This is a genomic window from Bradyrhizobium sp. 22 (assembly GCF_000482425.1).
Lineage (GTDB): Bacteria > Pseudomonadota > Alphaproteobacteria > Rhizobiales > Xanthobacteraceae > Bradyrhizobium > Bradyrhizobium japonicum_B.
On record NZ_KI519399.1, the window covers coordinates 863,203 to 886,604 of the forward strand.

Genomic DNA, 23,402 nt, shown 5'->3' on the forward strand with positions numbered 1-23,402 from the left:
GCAAGCCGTCAAGGGCGCGAGCCGCTATCATCGCACCGATTGCGTCAGAGGCATGGCCTGCGCCCGTTTGCGCCGGTTGCCCGCCCTCCTGCGTCCCTCCATAGTGCCGGGAATCAACAGAGCCCCGAGAGCCCCTTGAGAGCCCATTGGGGCGGAAAAGCCGATGCTTGACGTGACTGCAGCCCACGAGATCGCCGACGACGCCCGCGCGCGCGCCAATGTGGTGCGCCTCGCCGCAGCCCAGGCGCTGACCGGTGCCAACTCGGCCGTGATCTTCGCCACCGGCTCGATCGTCGGCGCCACCCTCGCGCCCGACATGTCGCTCGCGACCGTGCCGCTGTCGATGTACGTCCTCGGGCTCGCCGCCGGCACGCTGCCGACCGGCGCGATCTCGCGCCGTTTCGGCCGCCGCGTCGCCTTCGTCATCGGCACGGGCTTGGGCACGCTGACCGGCCTGCTCGGCTCGTTCGCGATTCTGCGCGGCTCGTTCGTGCTGTTCTGCGTCGCGACCTTCCTCGGCGGCCTCTACGGCTCCGTCGCACAATCCTATCGCTTCGCCGCGGCCGATGGCGCCAGCGCGGCCTACCGGCCCAAGGCGCTGTCCTGGGTGATGGCGGGCGGCGTGTTCGCCGGCGTGCTCGGGCCGCAGCTCGTGCAATGGACCATGGACGTCTGGCAGCCCTATCTGTTCGCCTTCAGCTTCCTGGTGCAGGCGGCCGTGGCGCTGATCGCGATGGGCATCGTCGCCGGCGTCGACATTCCGAAGCCCGGGCCGGCCGACCTGCACGGCGGCCGGCCCCTGCTCTCCATCGTGACGCAGCCGCGCTTCATCGCGGCGGCGCTGTGCGGCGTGATCTCTTATCCCATGATGAACCTGGTGATGACCTCGGCGCCGCTCGCCATGCAGATGTGCGGCCTGTCCGTGTCCGATTCCAATTTCGGCATTCAATGGCACATCGTCGCCATGTACGGGCCGAGCTTCTTCACGGGCGCGCTGATCGCCCGCTTCGGCGCCCCGAAGATCGTGGCCGTCGGCCTGCTGCTGGAAGCGGGCGCTGCCGGTATCGGCCTTTCGGGCCTCACGGCCATGCATTTCTGGGCCACGCTCGTCGTGCTCGGCGTGGGCTGGAATTTCTCCTTCATCGGCGCCTCGGCACTGGTGCTGGAGACGCACCGCCCGCAGGAGCGCAACAAGGTGCAGGCCTTCAACGACTTCCTGGTATTCGGGATGATGGCGCTCGGCTCATTCGCCTCCGGGCAGCTGCTCGCCAATTACGGCTGGTCTGCGGTGAACCTCGTGGTGTTTCCGCCGGTCGTGCTCGGCCTCATCGTGCTCTCGCTCGTCTCCTGGGCCCGTCGTCGCAAGGCGCGGCTGGACGCGGCCATGGGCGAGTTTCCGGACGCGGTCTAGGTTGGCAGGAGGCTGTCAGCAGCGTTGATGCTTCGATCGCGGTCGAAGTGATTTTCTGAAGAAGGCAATTTAGATGTCGTCATGGCCGGGCTTGTCCCGGCCATCCACGTCTAGCCACGTCGGAAGAAGAACGTGGATGCCCGGAACAAGTCCGGGCATGACGGAGCGAAACGAACGGCAGATGAAATGCTCGACAATTCTCGACATCCCACGCTTGACGAATCCTCGTTCCGTTACGAAGGCTGGCGCATCGTCGCGGTTTGCTTCCTGCTCGCGACTTTCGGCTGGGGCCTCGGCTTCTACGGCCAGAGCGTCTATGTCGCCGAGCTGCAGCGCGCGCGGGGCTGGCCGACCACGCTGATCTCCTCCGGCACGACGTTCTTCTATCTGTTCGGCGCGCTGCTCGTCGTGTTCGTCGGCGAAGCCGTGCGGACATACGGTCCGCGCCTCAGCCTGATCGCCGGCACGCTGGCGATGGCGGCAGCCAGCGTCGCGATCGGCGCGGTGCGCGAGCCCTGGCAGCTCTATCTCGCCAACGCCGTGCTCGCCTTCGGCTGGGCCGGCACCAGCCTTGCCATGATCACCAACACGATCAGCCTGTGGTTCGACCACAAGCGCGGCATGGCGATCAGCCTCGCGCTCAACGGCGCCAGCTTCGGCGGCATTGCCGGCGTGCCGCTGCTGGTCATGTTGATCGGCCATGTCGGTTTCGCTGGCGCGATGTACATCGCCGCCGGGGCCATGCTGGTGCTGCTGCTGCCGGTGATCCTGGTTCTCGTCGGCCGGCCGCCCGATCACCACCGCCGGCACGCGGCGGCGAATTCCAGGCCGCGATCATCGACGCAGATCCGCGCCTGGGCGCTGCGTGACGTCGGCTTCCTGACGGTGACCATTGCATTCGCCCTGGTGCTGTTCGCGCAGGTCGGCTTCATCGTGCACCTGATCTCGTTCCTCGATCCCGTGATCGGCCGCGAGCGCGCCGCCGTCGCGGTCGCGGTGCTGACCGCGATGGCGGTGGTCGGCCGCGTGCTGTTCTCGCTGGTGATCGATCGTCTCAACCAGCGCCTCGCCTCGGCGCTGTCGTTCCTCAGCCAGGCCGCGGCGCTCCTCGTCGTCATCAATCTGCACGACGACTATGTGCTGATCGCGGCCTGCGCCTTGTTCGGCTTCTCCGTCGGCAATCTCATCACGCTGCCGTCGCTGATCGTGCAGCGGGAGTTCGACAGTGCCGCGTTCGGCGTGCTGATCAGCCTGAATACCGCGATCAACCAGGTCACCTACGCGTTCGGCCCGGGCGTCGTCGGGGCCTTGCGCGATTGGTCCGGCGGCTATTCATTGCCGTTCTATCTGTGCCTTGCGCTGGAGGTTGTTGCCGCGGTGCTGATCATGGTGCGGGGCAAGCCAGGAACGAAGCTTTCGTAGTATGGCCGGAGGCGCGTAGCGCCGTACCCTTCGGCGGCGCGCTTGATGCTTTCGATGTCCCCGCAACACACTCCGTCATTGCGAGCGCAGCGAAGCAATCCAGAATCGTTTCTCAGCGACAATCTGGATTGCTTCGTCGCTACGCTCCTCGCAATGACGGGAGAAGAAAGCGAAGTTCACAACTCGCGCTGCTTCAGCAAACCCTCCACATCCAGCCGCTTCGTGAACATCGCCAGCTTCCCATCCGGCCCGAACGGCCACTGCTCCCTGGGCTTGTCCCAATACAGCTCCACGCCATTCTCGTCGGGATCGCGCAGATAAAGCGCCTCGCTGACGCCGTGATCGCTGGCCCCATCCAGCACAATCCCGGCCGCGAGCACACGATGCAGCGCGTCCGCGAGCGCCGGCCGCGTCGGATAGAGGATTGCGGTGTGATAGAGCCCCGTCGCATCAGGCGGCGGCGGCGAGCCGCCCTTGCTTTCCCAGGTGTTGAGCCCGATGTGGTGATGATAGCCGCCGGCCGAGATGAAGGCCGCGCCCGAGCCCATCCGCTGCATCAGCTCGAAGCCGAGCACGCCGCAATAGAAACCGAGCGCGCGATCGAGGTCGGCGACCTTGAGGTGGACGTGGCCGATCCTGGTGCCGGGGGCGATGGGCTCAGTCTGCGACATGTGGATGCTCCCTTGAAACACACACCTAAGGCGCGCCCCGGGGCGGCGCTACGGCCGATCCCGAAACTCAGCGTTTCCCGATGCGCAATTGCGCATCAGGATCGGCAACTAGGCGAGTTCCTTCACCTCGCCCTCGGGCAGCTCGAACTCGAACGTGTTCAGCGTCATCGACACCATCGTGTAATAGCCGCACAGGCCGATCACCTCGACCACGCCGCGCTCGCCGAGCAGCTTGACTGCCGCGTCGTAGAGGCCCTTCTCGACGCCGTGGCCTTCATGCAGCGATTTCGCGAGATCGTAGATCATCTTGGCCTTGGGATCGTCGAAGTCGGGCGTGCGGCGGTCGCGGATGGCGTCGATGACGCCAGGATCCATGCCGCCGGCGAGCGCGAGCCCCTTATGTGCGTACCATTCGTAATGCGCGGTCCAGTGCCGCGCCGTCACCAGGATCGCGATCTCCGAGAGTTTTGCCGGGAAGATCGTGTCGAAGCGCAAGACCTCGCCGAGCCGCGTGGCGTGGCGCGCCATCTCCGGGCTGTTGAGCCAGGCCATCATCGGCGCCGGCGGCTTGCCGCGCTTGCCGGCAATCGACTCGTCGTAGGTCTGCCGCTGGCTCTCGTTCATTTCGCCAGGCGAAAGAAGCTTCAGGCGCATCGTCGTTTCCTCTTTGTTTTCAAGCACCGTCCTCGCCGCGGACTATAGCGGAATGCGGCGCGCGGAAGTGGTTGAATTCCACGGGAGCTTGGCCCAGAGTCCTCGCCAACAAGTCGATTACGATTGATGGAAACGACCATGAGCGACACTGAATCCGCCGAGCTCGAAACATTCCGCGCCGAGACGCGCGCCTGGCTGGAAGCCAATTGTCCTCCGGAGATGCGCAAGCCCGCGACGTCGGACGCCGACGTGTTCTGGGGCGGCCGCAACGCGAAGTTCTCGTCCGAGCCGCAACGGATCTGGTTCGAGCGCATGCGCGACAAGGGCTGGACCGTGCCGGACTGGCCGAAGGAATATGGCGGCGGCGGCCTCAGCGCGGCCGAGCACAAGGTGCTTCGCGCAGAGATGGCGCGGATCGGCGCGCGACCGCCGCTGTCGAGCTTCGGCATCTGGATGCTCGGACCGGCGCTCTTGAAGTACGGCAACGAGGCTCAGAAGAAGGAGCATCTGCCGAAGATCGCGGCGGGCGAGATCCGCTGGTGCCAGGGCTATTCCGAGCCGAACGCCGGGTCCGATCTCGCTTCGCTCCAGACCCGCGCCGAGAGCGACGGTGACGATTTCATCATCACCGGCCAGAAGATCTGGACCTCCTACGCCAATTACGCCGACTGGATCTTCTGCCTGGTCCGCACCGATCCCGCGGCCAAGAAGCACGACGGCATCAGCTTCATCCTGTTCGACATGACCTCGAAGGGCGTCTCGACCAAGCCGATCCTCCTGATCTCCGGCTATTCGCCGTTCTGCGAGACCTTCTTCGACGGCGTCCGCGTGCCGAAATCGCACGTGGTCGGGCAGATCAACCGCGGCTGGGACGTCGCGAAATATCTGCTGCAGCACGAGCGCGCGATGATCTCAGGCATGGGCGAGCGCGGCGTCGGCCGTCCGCTCGGCCAGATCGCGGCCGATACCGTCGGCACCGATGCGCTGGGGCGGCTCGACGATTCCATGCTGCGCGGCAGGATCGCGACGTTCGACGTCGATGAAGCCGCCCTTGCGGCCTGCGCCGAACGCGCCGTCGATCTCGCCAAGGCCGGGCAGGCGCATCCGGCGTTCTCGTCGGCGATGAAATATTACGGCACCGAGCTCAACAAGCGCCGCCACGAGATCCTGATGTCGGCGGGCGGCGTCGACGCGCTGGAATGGGAGAGCGAGCGCTCCCGGCAGGGCGCCCGTCCGCGGGCCTGGCTGCGCACCAAGGCCAATTCGATCGAGGGCGGCACCTCCGAGGTCATGCTCGGCATCGTCGCCAAGCGCATCCTGGATCTGCCGGGGGCCTAGCTCACCGTCGTTCCGGGGCGCGCGAAGCGCGAACCCGGAACCTCGAGATTCCGGGTTCACGCTTCGCGTGCCCCGGAATGACAGCAACAAACATGCATTCCGCCAGACGTTAGAGACTTTAGCCATGGCCCTCGTCCTCACCGAAGAACAATCGATGCTCCGCGACTCCGCGCGCGGGCTGATCAGCGACAAGGCGCCGGTGTCGCACCTGCGGCATCTGCGCGACAGCAAGGACCCGACCGGCTTCTCCAAGGAGCTTTGGCATTCCTTCGCCGAGATGGGTTTTGCCGGCCTCCTGGTGCCGGAGGAATTCGGCGGCAGCGGGCTTGGCTTCATGGAAGCTGGAATCGTGATGGAGGAGATCGGCCGCACCCTGATGCCGTCGCCCTTCCTCGCCACTTCAGTGGTTGCGGCCTCGGCGCTGAACCGCGGCGGCAATGCCGCGCAGAAATCGGACTACCTGCCGAAGATCGCGAACGGCTCGCTGCTCGCGACGCTGGCGATCGACGAGGGCGCCAAGCATCGTCCGCTGCAGACCAGCCTGCAGGCCGTGCGCGCCGGCAACGGCTTCAAGCTTTCCGGTGCCAAGGCGCTGGTGGTCGACGGTCACGTCGCCGATCTCTTCATCGTCGCCGCCCGCACCGCGGGCTCGGCCGGCGAGCGTGACGGCCTGACGCTGTTCCTGGTCAACCCCAAGGCCAAGGGCGTTGCGATCGAGCGCACCATCATGGTCGACGCTCACAATGCCGCGCGGATCGAGCTTGCCAATGTCGAGGTCAATGCCGACGGCGTGCTCGGCGAGGTCGATCAGGGCGCCGCGCTGCTCGACGGCGTGCTGGACATCGGCCGCGGCGCGGTCGCCGCGGAAATGGTCGGCCTCAGCGACGAGGTCTTCAATCGCACCGTCGAGTATCTCAAGAACAGAAAGCAGTTCGGCAAGCTGATCGGCGAATTCCAGGCGCTGCAGCACCGCGCCGCCGAGCTCTATGTCGACATCGAGATCACCCGCGCCGCCACCATGAAGGCGCTGCAGGCGCTGGACGCCGACGTCGCCAAGGCCGCATCGAGCGTCGCAGTGGCGAAAGCGCGCGCCGGCACCACCGCGACGCGCGCGGTGCAGGAAGGCGTGCAGATGCACGGCGGCATGGGCATGACCGACCAGTTCGACATCGGCTTCTTCATGAAGCGCGCAAGGGTATGCGAAGAATTGTTCGGCGATGCCAATTACCACACCGAGCAGCTGGCGCGGGCGCGGGGGTATTGAGGGGCTCTCGTAGGGTGGGTTAGCGAAGCGTAACCCACCAACTTCGTTCGGCATACGCGGATGCATGGTGGGTTACGCCGTGCAGATGCACTTCGTGCATCTGCAGAGCTAACCCACCCTACGACCCTCTCGATTGATCACGACCGTCTCTGGAATACTGGATCGCCCGGTCAAGCCGGGCGATGACAGTTGAGATTGTAGAGAGCGCTTGCCCCAATCTCGTCATTGCGAGCGCAGCGAAGCAATCCGAGATCTTTCCGCGAAGACGAGCCTGGATTGTTTCGTCGCTGCGCTCCTCGCAATGACGGCGGAGAGACCGTCCCCTACCGCATCGGCGGCGCGTACTGCACGCCGCCGGCATTCCACAGCTGGTTCATCCCACGCGGAATCTTCAGCTTCGATTTCTCGCCGATGTTGCGGTCGTACATCTCGCCGTAATTGCCGACGTGGCGGATGATGCGGGCGGCCCAGTCCTTGGTGAGGCCGAGCTGCTCACCGTAACGGCCTTCGGTGCCGACGAGGCGCATCACTTCCGGCTTCTTCGACTTCAAGGCCTCGTCGATGTTCTCCGAGGTCACGCCCAGCTCCTCGGCGTTGATCATGGCATACAATGTCCACTTCACGATCATCATCCAGTCGTCGTCGCGCTGGCGCACGACGGGGGCGAGCGGCTCCTTGGAGATCATGTCCGGCAGGATCATGTGGTCGCCGGGTTTTGAGAGGTTCAGCCGCAGCGCATAAAGCTGGGAGACGTCGGCGGAGAAGGTGTCGCACTTGCCGGTGTCGTAGGCTTTCACGACGTCGTCGAGCTTGTCGAACTTCACCTCTTCATACTTCATGTTATTGACGCGGAAGTAATCGGCAACGTTGAGCGTCGTCGTGGTTCCGTTCTGCACGCAGATCTTGCTGTCGGCCAGCTCCAGCGAAGTCTCCTTGTTGCGCGCGCGCGGCACCATGAAGCCGACGCCGTCGTAATAGGCCACCGCCGGAAAATACAGGTCGTAGTCGAGCTCGCGCGCCATGCTCCAGGTCGTGTTGCGCGAGAGGATGTCCACCTTGCGGCTCTGCAATTCCTTGAAGCGCTCGTTGGCGTCGAGCGGAACGAACTTCGCCTTGCCGGGATCGTTGAAGATCGCGGCGGCGACCGCGCGGCAGAAGTCGACGTCGAAGCCGGTCCAGTTGCCCTTGTCGTCGGGGATCGAGAAGCCCGGCAGGCCCTTGTTGACGCCGCACAGCACCTCGCCGCGGCGCACGGTGCGCTTCAGCGTGCGGGTGTCGTAGAATTCATAGATGATGGCCAGGACGGCGACCAGCACGGCGACCGCGAGCCCGATCAGCAGGCCGCCACGAAAAGTGCGCATCATGTTGTTCTCTCGAAAAATCGGGAAAAGGAATCAGGCGAGGGCGGGAGAGCGTGATCCTGATCCGGACAGGCCGCGCCGGCAAGGCGCGACGCGGTCGTCCGAAGAGATCATGCTCGAATCGTGTCTCTCAGAGCTCCGGCTTCTGCCGGATGACCACCTTGGTGCCGACAGGGACGCGGTCGTAGAGATCGGCGACGTCGTTGTTGACGAGGCGGAAGCAGCCCGAGGACACCTTGGTGCCGATCGTGTCGGGGCGGTTGGTGCCGTGGATGCGGTAGACGGTGGTGCCGAGATACATGGCGCGGGCCCCCAAGGGATTGCCGGGGCCGCCGGCCATGAAGCGCGGCAGATAGGGCTGGCGCTGGATCATCTCCGGCGGCGGCGTCCAGTCCGGCCACTCCTTCTTGTTGGTGATGGTCACCAGCCCCTGCCACTGGAAGCCGTCGCGGCCGACGCCGATGCCGTAGCGGATCGCGCGCCCGCCGGGCTGCACCAGATAGAGGTGACGCTCGGCGGTCGAGACGATGATCGTGCCCGGCGGCTCGGTGGTGCGGAAGTAGACCACCTGCTTCTGCCATTCCGGATCGAGTTGGTAGCCGTCATCGGCGATCAGGCCCGGCTCGTCGCCGCGGTCGGGCTGCTGGGCGAAGCTTTGCGGTGCGGACAGGATGAGCCCCACTGCAGCCATGAACATCCCTGTCAGGCGACGAAAATCGGTCATGTGAAGCTCTCCCCGCTGCCACAGCGCAAATCATTCATAAGCATCAAACCTGAGGGGCAAGTTCATGGCAAGTTGATGGCGTGCCGCCCCGATATGTCACGAGAATACCTACGGTTTCTTGACCGTGCCCGGCAATGCCACAATCAGGGGATGGCGCGAAAAGCATAGATGGCAACCGCGGGGACAGTGCACTCCCTCCTCCGCCCGCGGGGGAGGGCAGGGGAGAGGGTGCCTCCGCAATGGGACACTCCCGACGTGGAGAGAACCCTCACCCGCCGCTGCGCGGCGACCTCTCCCGCAAGCGGGAGAGGCTCAGACCGAACGCGCGGTGACATCAACCTCGAGAATTGGCAGTGGAATCCAGTCAGATCTTGTTGTTCTCCGGCGCGATTCCCAGCCGCCGCACGATCTCCGTCGCCACCGCGCGGGCCTCGATCCGCGAGCCGATTCGGGGGCTGCGAAACCTCCGCCCCGAGCGCAAACGGATCGTGACGATGCAATGTTCATCCTCGGAGCGGCCGCGGCGCTCGACGGTGATCGTCTTCACGTCGGGGCCCTCGATATGATCGGCGCGCGGGGTGCCGTCGCCCCACAGCCGCTCAACGCGTATATCGCCTTGCCGGATGATCCAGAACGCACCGGTCAGGAGGTTGGCATATCTGTGGACCGCGAACGCGGCGAGCGCGCCGAGCGGCAGTAGCAGGATGTCGACATGGCTGGGCGGCCATCCGCGCCACAGCTTGTAGGCGTAGGGCAGGGCGAACAGCGCGACGGCGATCAGCGACACGATCCTGATGTCCCGCGCGGAAAACGCCTCGAGCGGCTCGCCGAGATGCATCTCGGGATTGCTGGCGTCGAGCGGATTGACGGGCTCCTCGACATTAGGAACCTCGAACTGCGCCGCGATCCGCGCCACGGTGTCGCGAACATGGGTGACGTCCGAGATCGGTGGAGACGTCAAGCGCTCTCCCGAAGCCAGCGTGAACACGAGTTGGAAGCGCGCCTTGACCCGCTTGCTGCCGGGAACCTGTAACGCCGTGATGTCGTCTTTTCCGACGACCCGCGTGCGGAGCTTGCCGAACGGACTCTGCCGCCCGATCAGGATCTCGTTCGCCGTGATGATCCACACCACCGCCGGCGCCATCATGATGCCGACGACGAATCCCGCGCCGACGAGCAGCGCAACCACGGAGATGATGATCTCCAGCGTGTCGTGCGTGAACAGGCCGGGCGTGAAGCACAGCGCAACGGCCGCCGCAAAGGCGGACATCACCAGCCGCTGCGCGATCGAAGCGCCTTCACGAAGGCGAATATCTGTGCTGGTGTTCGCGTCCATTGCGGGCGGCTGATTCCGTCGCTCGCGAAACTCCACGGACGGGTCCGCGGAGTCAAGCAACAAGGCCGGCAACTGAAAGCCGCCGCGCGATGCCCGCGCGGCATCAGCTGCCGGCGTTGAGCAGCTTTGCCACGGTGCGGTCGATCTGGTCGTAAGCCCCTTCGCCGGCGTGCTGGAACACGATCTTGCCGCTCTGGTCGATGATGTACTGTGCCGGCCAATATTGGTTGCGGTAGGCGTTCCAGGTCTTGGAATCATTGTCCTGCGCCACCGGATAGGTGATGCCGTGACGCTTCAGCGCGGCTTGTACGTTGGAAGCCGAGCGCTCGAACGGGAATTCCGGCGTGTGCACGCCGACCACGACGAGCCCTTTGTCCCGGTATTTGGCGTAGAGCTCGGTGACGTGCGGCAGCGTGTTGACGCAGTTGACGCAGCCATAGGTCCAGAAGTTGACCAGCACGACCTTGCCGCGGAGCTCGGCGAGGCTGAGCGGCTTGGAGTTGAACCAAGTGTTGATGCCGGTGAAGTCCGGCGCGGCCTGCTGGCTTGCTGCGGCGACGGTGATCGGCGTTGCGCGCGCAGCCTCGCCGCAGAGGCCGGGGATGACGGCGCCTGTTACGGCCATGCCGATCGTGGCGGCGGTCACAGCGAGCAATTTGAAAGTCATGGGTGCGTCCTCCGGTGACGATGAGGGATTACAGGCCGATCTGGCCGGTCGGGTAGAAGCCGGTGAGCCACGCCACGATCAGCGTGTCGTATTGGAAATAGGCGGCGACCGCGAAGCCGATCACGACGATGCCAAAGCCCTGCTGAAGGCGCGGGGTGATCCGCGCGAGGCTGCGCACGCGCGTGGTCGCGGCCTGTCCGCCATAAGCGATCGCCAGCATCGGGATCGCCGCGCCAATGGCGTAGACGATCAACAGCGTGCCGGCCCAGCCGAGATTCTTCGACGTCGCAACCAGCGTCAGGATCGAGCCGAGCACCGGCCCTGCGCAGGGTGTCCAGACCAGACCGAGCGTGGTGCCGAGGATCAGCCCGCCGAGCGCGCCCTCGCGCTGCGCGCCGCCTGCGTTGCCGAGATCGAGCCAGCCATTGAGCCGGCTCGACAGCCATTCGAACGGCGCCGGCCACAGCATCAACAGGCCGAAGCCGAGCAGCAGGATCGAGGCGGCCTCGCGCAGCACGCTCGGATCGAAATCGAACAGCCGGGTCAGCGCGCCGAGCAGCAGCGCGACGGCCGAGAAAGAGACGACGAAGCCGAGCGCGATCATCGCGGGACGCCAATGCCCCGCGCGCCCGATCGAGGCGCCGAACAGGATCGGCAGCATCGGCAGCGTGCACGGCGCGGCGATGGTGAGAATGCCGGCAAGGAAGGCGAAGACTAGCTCGAGCATGGCGCACTCGCGGGGGGAGGTCACGAGGGCAGTTCGAGATGGATGCGGCGGTCGTTACGACGCGTCACGCCTTCGTGACGGGGCTTACTGTTTGGCAGAGCGCTGTGCCGACTCCGCGATCGTGCGCTCCCTCCCCCGCTTGCGGGGGAGGGCTGGGGAGAGGGTGTCTCCACGACGGGACACTCCCCCAGAGGAAAGAACCCTCACCCGCCGCGCGGGGCGATGCTGCGCATCGCCCGGGCGCGTCGGCCTCTCCCGCAAGCGGGAGAGGCGGGGCCTGCAGCTACACCGCGGGCCCAAACACAAAACGACCCGGAGGGGGGCATCCCGTCCGGGTCGTTGGAGGTCCTTGGGAGGTTTAAGCAAAACCGTATGTGAGCTTTATAGGGGGGAAGTTTTTCCGCCTGATGTTGTGCTTTGTTTCAATTGTTTCGCGGGCGGTAACACTTCCGTGTCCCGGACAGGACCACATTCAAGGCCCTATCCCATTGAAATACCTGAGCTTCAGGCGGCGAAGCGCTCGACGCCGCAGCCTTTAAGCAATTCGGCCAATTGCTTGCGGGCGTAGAACATCCGCGTCTTCACCGTGCTCTGGGGAATGCCGATGATCTGCCCGACCTCCTCCACCGACTTCTCGTGGTAGTAGATGAGGTTGATGATCTCGCGATGGGCGGGCGACAGCTTCTGCACGCAGGCGCGCAGGATGGCGCTGGTGTCGCTGCGGTCGAGCGAGGTCTCGGGCGTATCGTTACCGTCGGGAACCTGGCGCACGTCCTCCTGGTCGATGTCCTCGAAGCGGCGCTGGCGCATCGCGGTCAGGGCCTTGAAGCGGGCGATCGAGAGCAGCCAGGTCGAGACCTGCGAGCGGCCCTGGAACTGGCCGGCGGTCCGCCACACGTCCAGGAACACCTGGCTGACGAGGTCTTCCGCCGCGGTCGCATCGCGCACGATGCGCAGGATGAAGCGGTACACCCGCACATTGTGCCGGCAATAAAGGATGTGCATGGCCGTCCGGTTGCCGTCGGCAATGCTCTCCAGGAGCATGTCGTCCGAGGTCGCCTGAGCGGCGATGATGCTCTGGCTGGCTTGGGCGTTGATGGCGATGACGTTCGGCATGGACTTGGCTCCCCGTAGCGCCGCAACCGAGCGGCGTTTCCTTGGACCAAAGTGTTAATCAGCCAACGTTTCGGGACGTCTGCACGAAAAGCGGAAAATGGTTTCGTGCGCCGCCAAATTGTTTCGTCGAACGGGGGATGACGAAACATTCGCGGCAAAAAAGCGTGGAATTTCAACGTGCGGAAAATACGGGGGTGGGATTCTGGAGGCGGACTGGAGCGCCCCGGAACGAATCTCGGCGATTTGCGTTCGGTCGCGCCGTTTCCCGTCATTCCGGGGCGATGCATAGCATCGAACCCGGAATCTCGAGATTCCGGGTTCGCCCTTCGGGCGCCCCGGAATGACGGGAGCCGTTACGCCTTCTCGCCTTGCGGCGAGAACAGGTAGCCGCCGCCGCGGATGGTGCGGATCACGGCCGGCTTGGCCGGATCGGGCTCGATCTTGCGGCGGATGCGCATGATGCGCAGGTCGACGGCCCGGTCGAAGGCTTCGGCGTCGCGCGCATTGGCCAATTCCAGCAGACGCTCGCGCGACAGCACGCGCTTCGGATTGGCCGCGAACACTTTGAGCAGCCCGAACTCGGACGCCGTCAGCGGATGCTCGTTGCCCTCGTCGTCGCGCAAGGCCTGGGCTTCGAGATCGAGCCATTTGGTGCCGAAGCGCACCAGTTGCTCCTTGTCGGATTTCGCCGCCGACGCGTCGGGTGCCGCGGCCTTGGCCGGCACGCTCCGGCGCAGCACCGAGCGGATGCGCGCCATGAGTTCGCGCAGCTCGCAGGGTTTGGCGACGTAATCGTCGGCGCCGAGCTCGAGCCCGACGACGCGGTCGATCGGGCTCGCCGTCGCCGTCAGCATGATGACCGGCACGTTGATGCGGCTCTTGAGGTCGCGGATGATCGAGAGGCCGTCTTCCTCGGGCATGTTGAGGTCGAGCACGACCAGATCGGGCATGCTGCCCTGGATTGCGGTGCGCAGCGACTTGCCGCCGTCGCACAACGTCACGGTGAAGCCGTGCATCTTGAGATAATCGCCGACCATCTCCCGGGCCGGGGCTTCGTCGTCGACGATCATGATGTGCTGGCTTTGGGTCATGGCGGCTTGATCACGGCATTTCGGTCGCGGGGAGGGTGATGGTGAAGGTCGAGCCCTGGCCGGGCCCGCCGCTGTCGGCTGTCACCTCGCCGCCATGCATGTCGATGATGCGCTTGACGATGGAGAGGCCGAGCCCGGTCGAGCTCTCGCCGGCGGTCGGCTTGGCCGACAGCCGCTGGAAGCGGCCGAACAGGCGGCCGAGATCCTCCGGCGACAGGCCGGCGCCCTCGTCGCTGACGCGGACGATGGTGTCGCCGCCTTCATGGCTGACGGCGACGTCGATCCTGCCGCCGATCGGCGAGTATTTGATGGCATTGCTGATGAGATTGTCGATCGCCTCGCGGATGCGGTCGGTGTCGCACATGGTGACGATGTTGGCCGGCGCGGTGACGCTGATCGTCTGCTGCTTGTTGACGGCGAGCGGCTGGTTGGCTTCGGCGACCTCCTTGACCAGGGCGGCGACGTCGACCGGCTCGCGGCGGATGGTGATGTCGAAGGCGTCGGCCATCGCATCCGAGATCAGATGATCGACCATCGTGGTCAGGCGCTTGGTGGCGTCGCGGATGTGGTCGACCTGGGCGACCACGCCGCTTTGCGACGCGCCGGTCGAGATCAGCTCCTTCAGCATCTCGGTGCGGCCGAGGATGACGCCGAGCGGGTTCTTCAGGTCGTGGGCGACGGTGCCCAGGATCTCGTTCTTGAAGCCGTTGGCGCGCTGCAGCCGCAGCCATTGCGCCGAGAGGCGGCGGTTGGCCTGCATCAAGGCGCGGGTGCGCTGGGCGACGCGGTCCTCCAGCTGCGTGTTGGCGTCCTGCAACTGCTGATACAGGATCACGTTGTCGAAGGCGATCGAGAGCCGGCTAGAGAAGATCTCGACCAGCGAGCGGTCGGTCTCGGACAGCTCGCGCTCGGCCTGCAGCAGCACCACCACCTCGCGGCCGGAGCCGGTGCGCAGATAGATCACGCTGCGATGGTCGGCGAATTCGTTCTTGCGGCGCTGGAACGCGGCCTCCACCATCGCCCGCAGATCGGGATCGAGCGCTTTCGACGTGGTGGTGCCGATGAAGCGGCTATAGCAGCCGCTGCCGGCGAGCACCGAGAGCTCGGGGTCGAGGCCGCCATTGTCGCGCAGAACCAGGATGCCGGCGCAGTCGACGTTGAGCAGCGAGGCGAGCTGGGTCAGCACGCCCTCGGCGAGCCGCTGCATCGACTTGAAGTCGTACAGCGTCGAGGCGGCGTCGATGATGATCTCCAGCCCGCGCCTTGTCTGCACCATGCGCTCGAGCTGCTGATAGGAGCGCAGCGCCGCGGTCAGCGAGGTGAACAGCTTGTCGGCGGTGAGCTCGGTCTTGGCCTTGTAGTCGTTGATGTCGTACTGCACGATCACGCGCCGCTCCGGCGCCTGGCCGGGCTGGCCGGTGCGCAGGATGATGCGGACGGTCTCGTTCTTGATCTCGTTGCGGATGAACTCGACCAGCTCGAGGCCGGCGACGTCGGTCTCCATGATGACGTCGAGCAGCACGGCGGCGATGTCGCTGTGCTCGGCCATCAGCTTGCGGCCTTCCGCCGCGGAATAGGCCGACAGGATCTCCAGGCTCTGGCCGTTCAGGCTGTAATCCGACAGCGCGAAACGGGTGCCGTCATGCACGGCCGGATCGTCGTCGATGACGGCGATCTTCCATTTCCGGGCATTGGCATCCTCCGATGCGGTACCGGTGTCGTCGATCAGGTGGAGGACATCGTCCTGTTCGGCCATTGAGAAGTCCCGTCAATCTCTGTGCTTTGCGCGCCGCCCTTGGCGATGCGGGGCATGATAATGCGAAAAGTAGTGCCTTGTCCCAGCTTGGATTCCAGCATCATGCGGCCGCCGAGCTGCTGGGTGACGAGGTTATAGACGATATGCAGGCCGAGACCCGTGCCGCCTTCATTGCGCCGGGTGGTAAAGAAAGGGTCAAAGGCCTGGCGCTGCACGTCCGGGGTCATGCCGGCCCCGTCATCGGTGAAGATGAGCTCGACATCGTCGGTGCCGCGGGGGCGCGCCGAGATCGTGATGGTGCCGGCGCGCCCGTCGGCGAAGGCGTGGTTGGCGGCGTTGAGGAACAAATTGGTCAGGATCTGGCCATAGGAGCCCGGGTAGCCGTCGAGCAGCAGGCCCTCGGGCACGTCGACCTCGAGCGTGATCGGCGAGCGCTTCAAGACCGGCCTGAGGCTTGCAATGATCTGGTCGGTAGCCTCGCCGAGCGAGAATTGCCGCCGCTCGGCGTGGGAGCGGTCGACCGCGACCTGCTTGAACGACTGGATCAGCTCGCCGGCGCGCTGGAGATTGGCGACCAGCTGCTGCGAGGCGTCGCGCGAGGACTGCACAAACTCTTCCAGCTGCGAACGGCGCAGGCCGCCCTCGCCCCTGAGCTGGGCCTCGAAGATCTCGGTGCGCCGGGCGAAGCTCGAGGCAACCGTCAGGCTGATGCCGATCGGGTTGTTGACCTCGTGCGCGACGCCGGCGACGAGGCCGCCGAGCGCCGCCAGCCTTTCGGCGTCGATCAGGTTCTGCTGCGCGGTGTTGAGCTCGAGCAGCGCACTTTCGGCCTTTTCCTTGGAGGCGCGGAGCTCGTCCTCGGTCCGGCGCTTGGCGATGGCGTTCTCGCGGAACACCTCCACCGCGCGCGCCATGGCCCCGACCTCGTCGCGCGCCCTGGTGCCCTGCACCTCGCGGTCGAGGTCGCCAAGCGTGATCGCGCGCATCGCGGTCATGATCTGCTGCAGCGGCAGCCGGATCGACAGCGCGATCATCACGCCGGCGGTGAGGATGATGCCGAGGAAGATCACCGCGATCGACAGCACCCGCCGCGAAATATCCGCCAGCGTGCGGTCAAAGGTCGCCTGCGCCTTCTGCTCGCGCTGGCGCATCTTGGTCGAGAGGTCGTCGATGGCGCCGATCGCCTCGGCCTGGCTGGCGTCGATGCTGTTGCGCAGCAGCTCGGTGCGGTTCGCAAGCTGCTCGGAGAGCTTGGCGAAGCCCTCGCGCAGCGCGGCGGTGCGGGCCGCGAGCCGCTGCAGCGCCATGCGCTGGAGGTCGTTGTCGGCGAGATCGATCATCACGGGGATGGTCTTCTCGATCGTTTCGGTGTTGCGGCGCGCGTCGTCGGCCGCGCCCGTCGACAGCGACAGGTAATAGGAATTGGCGGCGACCAGCATCGCGGTGAAGGCCTCGCGGGATTTTCCGAGCGAGGGCCAGATCAGCGCGTCGCGGTGGCCGGTGGCGCCTTCGATGATGGAGTAGAGGCCGGCCATGTCGCGGGCCGGGCCCTGCACCTGCTCCTCATAGGTCTTGGCGATGGTGGACTGCACGCCGCGCAGCTCGCCGAAGCCGTTGAGGAAGCGGTCGGTGGTGCGCTCGAGCTCCTCGACCGAGCCCGACAGCATCGGGTCCTTGGCGGCGCGGTTGGACAATGTGCCCAGCACCGCCTCGCGCAGCAACAGGATCTCGGCGAACAGGTCCGGGCTCGGCTGGTTGATGTAGCGGTGGATCAGATTGTGCAGCCGTCCGGTCTCGCTTTCGAGCAGCGCCAGGATGCGGTCGGATTCGCGCACCTGGCGGACATCATCCCAGGCCGAGCCGAGCACCTGCGCGCCGTTCCAGATCATCGCCACCAGCACCACCACCACGGCGGAGTTCAGCGCGGCGATCGACAGGATGCGCCAGCGGATCGGCACTGCCCGCAGCACCCCGACCAGGCGCGCGCGCATCCGCCCGATCGGGCCGGGCGACCGTTCCGCGTGCTCGTGATGTCCAAGCGCAGCCAACGCGGCTCACTCCACCTTGCGAATGCGTTCGATCAGCGCGGCCGCGGCGGCATCGCGGCCGGCCTTGGCGTAGATCGGGGCCATCGCGTCCTCGAACGGCTTGCGGTCGATATCCCTGATGATGGTGACGCCGGCTTGCTGCGCCTTGCGCTGCGACTGCTCCTCGAGATCGCGCCACTTTTCGCGCATGAACCGGCTGGAGCGCTGGGCGGCCTCCCGGAAGATCTTCCGGTCGTCCGGCGACAGGCTCTGCCAGGCCTTCAGCGAGATCACGAGGACCTCGGGGCTCATCGTGTGCTCGGTAAGGGTGTAGTGGCCGGCATGCTTGTAATGGTCCGTCGTCACGAAGGATGGCCAGTTGTTTTCCGCACCGTCGATCAGATGGTTGGCGAGGCCGGTCAGCACCTGCCCATAGGGCAGCTCGACCGGCTCGGCGCCGAGCGCGCGGATCATCTGGCTCATCAACTCCGACTGCTGCACCCGGATCCGCAATCCCTTGAGGTCCGCAAGCCCCCGCACCGGGCGGACGCCGTTATAGATCGACCGCGCGCCGGAATCGTAGAAGGCGAGGCCGACGAAGCCGTACGGCTCGAAACTGTCGAGGATCTCGCTGCCGACGGGCCCGTCCAGCACCTTCTGCATGTGCTCGATGGACCGGAACAGGAACGGCATGGCGAGCACGTTCATCGCCGGAACGAAGTTGCCGATCAGCGCCACATTGGTCCGGTTGAGGTCGATCGCACCGACCCGGGTCTGCTCGATGGTCTCCTTTTCCTCGCCGAGCTGGCGGGAGTGGAACACCTTGATCTCGTGGCGGCCCTGGGTGCGCTCGGCGATCAGGGCGCCCATGTAGCGCAGCGCCTGGACGGTCGGGTAATCCTCGGTCTGGGTGTCGGCGGCGCGAAATTCGCGCGCAGCGGCGCCCGTCGTCCAGACGGCAACCAGAAGCGCGACGAAGATCACCCCGGTCCGCGAGAGTTCGGCACGGCTCAGCACTGGCACACTCAACCCCTCAGTGGTGGTGTCTATGGCGGATGGAAAAGGTTCAATGCAATCTAGCAGATGGTCAAGGGAAGGCCATCCCGCGTGAGCCCGCAGACCGATTGTGCGGCGCGGCCGCCGTTCATTCCCGGTTGAAACCGGAGATGCCGCGCCTTAAGCAGGACCGCCGCGTTTTTTGACCGCGGGCCGGGAAGAGCCATCCTGATGTCAGCCTTACGCCTCTTGCAGCTCGCTGCCGTCGTTGCGGCGCTTTCATTGGCCGCCCCCGTGCGCGCCGCCACCGACATCGCCTGGTGGCACGCCATGTCCGGCGAGCTTGGCCGGCAGCTCGAAAAGCTCGCCACGGACTTCAACGCCTCGCAGTCCGACTACCGCATCGTGCCCGTCTACAAGGGCAATTACACCGAGACGGTGACGGCCGCGATCTTCGCCTTCCGCTCGCGCAGCCAGCCGGCGATCGTCCAGGTCAACGAGGTCGCCACCGCCACCATGACCGCGGCCAAGGGCGCGATCTACCCGGTGTTCAGCCTGATGCGGGACCAGGGCGAGCCTTTCTCGCTCGCCGATTATCTGCCCGCGGTCTCCGGCTATTACACCGATGCGGCCGGCAATCTGTTGTCGTTCCCGTTCAATTCCTCGACGCCGATCCTTTATTACAACAAGACTATGTTCCGCGACGCTGGCCTCGATCCCGAGACGCCGCCGAAGACCTGGCCGGCCTTGGGGATGGCTGCAAAGCGCCTGCGCGATAAAGGCGCTGCATGCGGCTTCACCACGTCCTGGCCGTCCTGGATCCATGTCGAGAACTTCTCCGCCTTCCACAATCTGCCGGTGGCGAGCCGGGCCAACGGCTTTGCCGGGCTGGATGCGGAATTGACCATCAACAATCCCACCCTCGTGCGTCACGTCGCCCAGCTTGCCGAATGGCAGAAGACCAAGCTGTTCGATTATGGCGGCCGTGGACAAGCGGCCGAGCCGCGCTTCCAGAGCGGCGAATGCGGCATCTTCATCGGCTCCTCGGCGACGCGCGCCGACATCAAGGCGAATTCCAAATTCGAGATCGGCTACGGCATGATGCCGTATTGGCCCGACGTGAAGGACGCGCCGCGGAACTCGATCATCGGCGGTGCCACGCTGTGGGTGCTGCGCGACCGCCCGCGCGAGGAATACAAGGGCGTGGCGCGCTTCTTCGCCTATCTGTCGCAGCCCGGCGTGCAGGCCGCCTGGCATCAGAACACCGGCTACCTGCCGATCACCCGCGCCGCGTTCGAGCTGACGCGGTCGCAAGGCTTTTACGAGCGCAATCCGGGCTCGGCGATTTCCTTCGAGGAGATCACCCTGCATCCGCCGACGGAGAATTCGAAGGGCATAAGGCTCGGCTCCTTCGTGCTGATCCGCGGGGCGATCGAGGACGAGCTGGAGCAGGCCTTTGCCGGTCACAAGAGCGCGCAAGGAGCGCTGGATTCCGCCGTCGAGCGCGGCAACAAGCTGCTCCGCCAGTTCGAGCGCGCCAGCCCGGAGCGGTAGGGTGTGTGTGTGTTGCGCGTGATCTTTCCACGGCGTCATGGCCGGGCTTGTCCCGGCCATCCACGCCTTGCCGCAGCCCCAGAACGTGGATGCCCGGGCCTTCGCCGCGCCGAAGGGGCTTCGGCCCCGCAGGCGGGACAAGCCCGGGCATGACGGGCCCCTCATCACTGCGCGATCCCGATGACACTGCCATACCTCACCGACGCCGAAAGCTTTCGCGCCTTCCGCTCCGATCCGGCGCGATGGCTGCCCATCGCCCTCGACATCGCCCGCAGCCATGGCCTCGACACCAGTGCGCCGCATGTGTTTGCGACCGGCACCAATCTCGTGATCGGGCTCGGCGACAAGCTGATCCTCAAAATCTTCCCGCCACTGCTGCACGCGCAGTTTGTCTCCGAGCGCGGCTCGCTGACGCAGCTCAAGGGGCATCTCGATCTGCCGATCCCCGAGATCGTCGCGGAGGGGACTCGCGACGGCTGGCCTTATCTCGTCATCACACGTCTCACGGGCACGCTCGGCTCGGAGGTCTGGCCCTCACTGCCGGAAGACCAGAAGGAGCGGCTGCTGCGCCAGATCGGCGAGACCATCGTGGCCGTCCAGCGCGTCCCGCTCGGACCGCTCGCGTCGATTGAGCCGCACTGGAACGATTTCATGTGCCGGCAGATGCAGGGCTGCCGTGCCAGGCACACCCGTCTCGGCCTTGCGCCGAAGTTTCTCGCCGGCCTCGACGATCTCCTGCGCGATGCAGAAGCGCTGATCCCGATGGACGCGCCGCCGGTGATCCTGATCGGCGAGTACATCCCGGAAAATTTCCTCCTCGCCTGCCATGACGATCAATGGTCGCTCGAAGGTCTGTTCGACTTCGGCGACGTGTTGGCGGGGTGGCGCGACTACGACCTGCTCGGCCCCAGCGCGTTCATGGCGGCGGGCCGGCCGGGGAGGGTGAAGAGCCTGCTCGAAGGCTTTGGCTATTCAAAACCGGATTTCGCGCTCAAGCGCCGCCTGATGGCCTTGATGCTGCTGCACCGGGCCAGCGATCTCAACAGCCACATCTGCATCGAGGCCTGGCAGGAGCAGGCGGATGATCTGGTCGGGCTGCAGGAGCTGATCTGGCCGGGCTGATCACTCCGGGCGCTACCGTCATTCCGGGGCGCCGCGAAGCGGCGAGCTAGGGCGCGCAATTGCGCACCTGAGAATCCATTGTCCCGCGCGTGCTGCCGCTCGATGGATTCCGGGCTCGATGTTGTGCATCGCCGGTGCCGCTGCAGCGAGACGTTCTCTGAAGGGGTCATCCTCTGCCGCCTCGCGAACGAGCGGCGATGTTCTCTTGCCTAATCTATATGCAAACGACGTTCTTTGTATGCAATCCATAATGCCGCCGCGCCTCGCGGCTTTGGGCATTATCTGAGAAATATAACGATATCAGTGTCTTACAGGTTTGTAACGTCTCGTTAAGCCTTGGCACGAACCTTGCGAATCCGGTTCCAACCAAAACCTTTGTGTTGGAGCATTTCATGAAGCGCCGCGATTTCCTCAAGTCCGTTTCCGGATTGGCCGCCGGGGCGGCGCTTCCGGCCATGCCGTCCGTGATCTCCACCGCCTATGCCGATGCCCGCTCGGAGACGCTGCTGATCGTCTCGGAGGGCGGCCCCAACAATCTCGACATCCACGGCGTCGGCACCAACGTGCCCGGCTATGAGGTGTCCTGGAATTGCTACGACCGTCTGATCAGCCACGAGATGAAGAGCGGCCCCGGCGGGGTGCCCTATTACGACCGCGACAAGTTCAAGGGCGAGCTCGCCGAAGACTTCAAGATCGACGACATGTCGGTCACCTTCAAGCTGCGCAAGAACGCCAAATTCCACGACGGCACGCCAGTCACCGCCAAGGACGTGAAGTGGTCGCTCGATCGCGCCGTCAGCGTCGGCGGCTTCCCGACCTTCCAGATGAGCGCGGGCTCGCTGACCAAGCCGGAGCAGTTCGTCGTCATCGACGACCATACCGTGCGGGTCGACTTCCTGAAGAAGGACAAGCTGACCATCCCCGATCTCGCCGTGATCGTGCCCTGCATAGTCAATTCCGAGCTGGTGAAGAAGCATGCCAGCGAGAAGGATCCCTGGGGTCTGGAATTCACCAAGCAGCAGACCGCGGGCTCCGGCGCCTACAAGGTGACGAAGTGGACCGCCGGCACCGAAGTCATCATGGAGCGCAACGACGATTGGGTCTGCGGTCCGCTGCCGAAGATCAAGCGCGTGATCTGGCGCATGGTGCCGCAGGCCGGCAACCGCCGCGCGCTGCTGGAGCGCGGCGATGCCGACATCTCCTACGAGCTGCCGAACAAGGATTTTCAGGAGATGAAGGCGAACGGCAAGCTCAACGTGGTGTCACTGCCGTTCTCCAACGGCATCCAGTATATCGGCATGAACGTCACCAAGCCGCCCTTCGACAATCCGAAGGTGCGCCAGGCCGTGGCCTACGCGCTGCCCTATCAGAAGATCATGGACGCGGTGATGTTCGGTCTTGCCAATCCGATGTTCGGGGCGCCCAAGGACAAGCCGACCGAAGTGGCCTGGCCGCAGCCGCACAAGTTCAACACCGACATGGAGAAGGCGAAGGCGCTGCTGACGGAGGCCGGCTACGCCAACGGTTTCGAGACCACGATCTCGTTCGATCTCAACTTCGCCGGCGTCAACGAGCCGCTCTGCGTGCTGGTGCAGGAATCTCTAGCGCAGATCGGCATCAAGACCACCATCAACAAGGTGCCCGGCGCCAACTGGCGCACCGAATTGAACAAGAAGGAGATGCCGCTCTTCACCAACGTGTTCTCGGGTTGGCTCGATTACCCCGAATACTTCTTCTACTGGTGCTATCACGGCAACAATTCCGTCTTCAACACCATGAGCTACAAGTCGGCGGCGATGGACAAGCTGATCGACGGCGCGCGCACGGCGGCCGCGGCCGGAGACAAGGCGGCCTACGACAAGGACGTGAAGGGCTTCGTCGATCTCGCCTTCACCGACATCCCTCGCATTCCGCTCTATCAGCCCTTCGTCAACGTCGCGATGCAGAAGAACGTCAGCGGCTACCAATACTGGTTCCACCGCAGGCTCGATTATCGCGCGATGGCGAAGGGGTGAGGCGTGATGAGAGAAGTGGCCACCGCTCTCTCTCACCCTCTCCCCTTGTGGGAGAGGGTGGCTCGCCGCGTAGCGGCGAGACGGGTGAGGGGTAGCCACGGACTCCGACCTCGCTTGGGGCTACCCCTCACCCCAACCCTCTCCAACAAG

The 23,402-nt window shown here is 65.2% G+C and carries 19 protein-coding genes; 7 read left to right on the forward strand and 12 right to left on the reverse strand.

The annotated features are described in order from the left end of the window. The first annotated feature begins 163 nt into the window (after positions 1 to 163). Positions 164 to 1,411 (forward strand): MFS transporter, encoded by a 1,248-nt coding sequence (locus K410_RS0105325; protein ID WP_028133879.1) that lies wholly within the window; start codon positions 164 to 166, stop codon positions 1,409 to 1,411. A 186-nt stretch (positions 1,412 to 1,597) separates the two neighbouring features. Beyond that, the gene (locus tag K410_RS0105330; protein ID WP_028133880.1) at positions 1,598 to 2,833 is read left to right on the forward strand and encodes an MFS transporter; all 1,236 of its coding nucleotides are present in this window, start codon (positions 1,598 to 1,600) and stop codon (positions 2,831 to 2,833) included. Positions 2,834 to 3,009: 176 nt separating this feature from the next. On the opposite strand, the gene K410_RS0105335 is transcribed toward K410_RS0105330, so the two are convergent. Continuing rightward, positions 3,010 to 3,504 carry a VOC family protein gene (locus K410_RS0105335; RefSeq protein ID WP_028133881.1) on the reverse strand — a complete coding sequence of 165 codons (495 nt, stop codon included), beginning with the start codon at positions 3,502 to 3,504 and terminating at the stop codon, positions 3,010 to 3,012. 108 nt (positions 3,505 to 3,612) lie between these two features. After that, complete coding sequence (locus K410_RS0105340) at positions 3,613 to 4,158, reverse strand: carboxymuconolactone decarboxylase family protein (protein ID WP_028133882.1); 546 nt, start codon at positions 4,156 to 4,158, stop codon at positions 3,613 to 3,615. 138 nt (positions 4,159 to 4,296) lie between these two features. Here K410_RS0105340 and K410_RS0105345 point away from each other — a divergent pair, with 138 nt between their 5' ends. Next, a complete protein-coding gene (locus K410_RS0105345; RefSeq protein WP_028133883.1) occupies positions 4,297 to 5,496 on the forward strand; it encodes an acyl-CoA dehydrogenase family protein in 1,200 nt (399 codons plus the stop codon). A 124-nt stretch (positions 5,497 to 5,620) separates the two neighbouring features. Continuing rightward, positions 5,621 to 6,760, forward strand: a complete 1,140-nt coding sequence (locus K410_RS0105350) for an acyl-CoA dehydrogenase family protein (RefSeq protein WP_028133884.1) — start codon at positions 5,621 to 5,623, stop codon at positions 6,758 to 6,760. Positions 6,761 to 7,083: 323 nt separating this feature from the next. Here the strand turns inward: K410_RS0105350 and K410_RS0105355 are convergent, their stop codons facing one another. The 10 genes from K410_RS0105355 to K410_RS0105400 all read right to left on the reverse strand — a co-directional run bounded on the left by K410_RS0105355 (position 7,084) and on the right by K410_RS0105400 (position 18,588). Beyond that, positions 7,084 to 8,121 carry an amino acid ABC transporter substrate-binding protein gene (locus tag K410_RS0105355; protein ID WP_028133885.1) on the reverse strand — a complete coding sequence of 346 codons (1,038 nt, stop codon included), beginning with the start codon at positions 8,119 to 8,121 and terminating at the stop codon, positions 7,084 to 7,086. 130 nt (positions 8,122 to 8,251) lie between these two features. Next, positions 8,252 to 8,845 (reverse strand): L,D-transpeptidase, encoded by a 594-nt coding sequence (locus K410_RS0105360; protein WP_028133886.1) that lies wholly within the window; start codon positions 8,843 to 8,845, stop codon positions 8,252 to 8,254. A 364-nt stretch (positions 8,846 to 9,209) separates the two neighbouring features. Beyond that, a complete protein-coding gene (locus tag K410_RS0105365) occupies positions 9,210 to 10,181 on the reverse strand; it encodes a hypothetical protein (RefSeq protein WP_028133887.1) in 972 nt (323 codons plus the stop codon). A 103-nt stretch (positions 10,182 to 10,284) separates the two neighbouring features. Next, positions 10,285 to 10,848: a thioredoxin family protein gene (locus K410_RS0105370; RefSeq protein ID WP_028133888.1), complete on the reverse strand. Its 564-nt coding sequence runs from the start codon at positions 10,846 to 10,848 to the stop codon at positions 10,285 to 10,287. A gap of 28 nt (positions 10,849 to 10,876) precedes the next feature. Beyond that, the gene (locus K410_RS0105375; RefSeq protein WP_028133889.1) at positions 10,877 to 11,575 is read right to left on the reverse strand and encodes a cytochrome c biogenesis CcdA family protein; all 699 of its coding nucleotides are present in this window, start codon (positions 11,573 to 11,575) and stop codon (positions 10,877 to 10,879) included. A 504-nt stretch (positions 11,576 to 12,079) separates the two neighbouring features. After that, complete coding sequence (locus K410_RS0105380; RefSeq protein WP_028133890.1) at positions 12,080 to 12,691, reverse strand: sigma-70 family RNA polymerase sigma factor; 612 nt, start codon at positions 12,689 to 12,691, stop codon at positions 12,080 to 12,082. Between the two features lie 353 nt (positions 12,692 to 13,044). Next, a complete protein-coding gene (locus K410_RS0105385; RefSeq protein WP_028133891.1) occupies positions 13,045 to 13,782 on the reverse strand; it encodes a response regulator in 738 nt (245 codons plus the stop codon). A gap of 10 nt (positions 13,783 to 13,792) precedes the next feature. Continuing rightward, entirely contained in the window at positions 13,793 to 15,538 is a 1,746-nt protein-coding gene (locus K410_RS0105390) for an ATP-binding response regulator (RefSeq protein ID WP_028133892.1), read from the reverse strand. After that, entirely contained in the window at positions 15,508 to 17,529 is a 2,022-nt protein-coding gene (locus tag K410_RS0105395) for a sensor histidine kinase (protein WP_196236049.1), read from the reverse strand. The genes K410_RS0105390 and K410_RS0105395 overlap by 31 nt, the downstream gene beginning before the upstream one ends. 63 nt (positions 17,530 to 17,592) lie before the next feature. Further along, a complete protein-coding gene (locus tag K410_RS0105400) occupies positions 17,593 to 18,588 on the reverse strand; it encodes a TRAP transporter substrate-binding protein (protein WP_028133894.1) in 996 nt (331 codons plus the stop codon). Between the two features lie 204 nt (positions 18,589 to 18,792). Here K410_RS0105400 and ugpB point away from each other — a divergent pair, with 204 nt between their 5' ends. The 3 genes from ugpB to K410_RS0105415 all read left to right on the forward strand — a co-directional run bounded on the left by ugpB (position 18,793) and on the right by K410_RS0105415 (position 23,252). Then, positions 18,793 to 20,115, forward strand: coding sequence for a sn-glycerol-3-phosphate ABC transporter substrate-binding protein UgpB (gene ugpB, locus K410_RS0105405; protein ID WP_028133895.1), 1,323 nt, complete (start codon positions 18,793 to 18,795; stop codon positions 20,113 to 20,115). Positions 20,116 to 20,295: 180 nt separating this feature from the next. Beyond that, the gene (locus K410_RS0105410; protein WP_049819942.1) at positions 20,296 to 21,237 is read left to right on the forward strand and encodes an aminoglycoside phosphotransferase family protein; all 942 of its coding nucleotides are present in this window, start codon (positions 20,296 to 20,298) and stop codon (positions 21,235 to 21,237) included. Between the two features lie 392 nt (positions 21,238 to 21,629). Continuing rightward, on the forward strand, positions 21,630 to 23,252 hold the full coding sequence (locus K410_RS0105415) for an ABC transporter substrate-binding protein (RefSeq protein WP_028133897.1): 1,623 nt from the start codon (positions 21,630 to 21,632) through the stop codon (positions 23,250 to 23,252). The last annotated feature ends 150 nt before the right edge of the window (positions 23,253 to 23,402 follow it).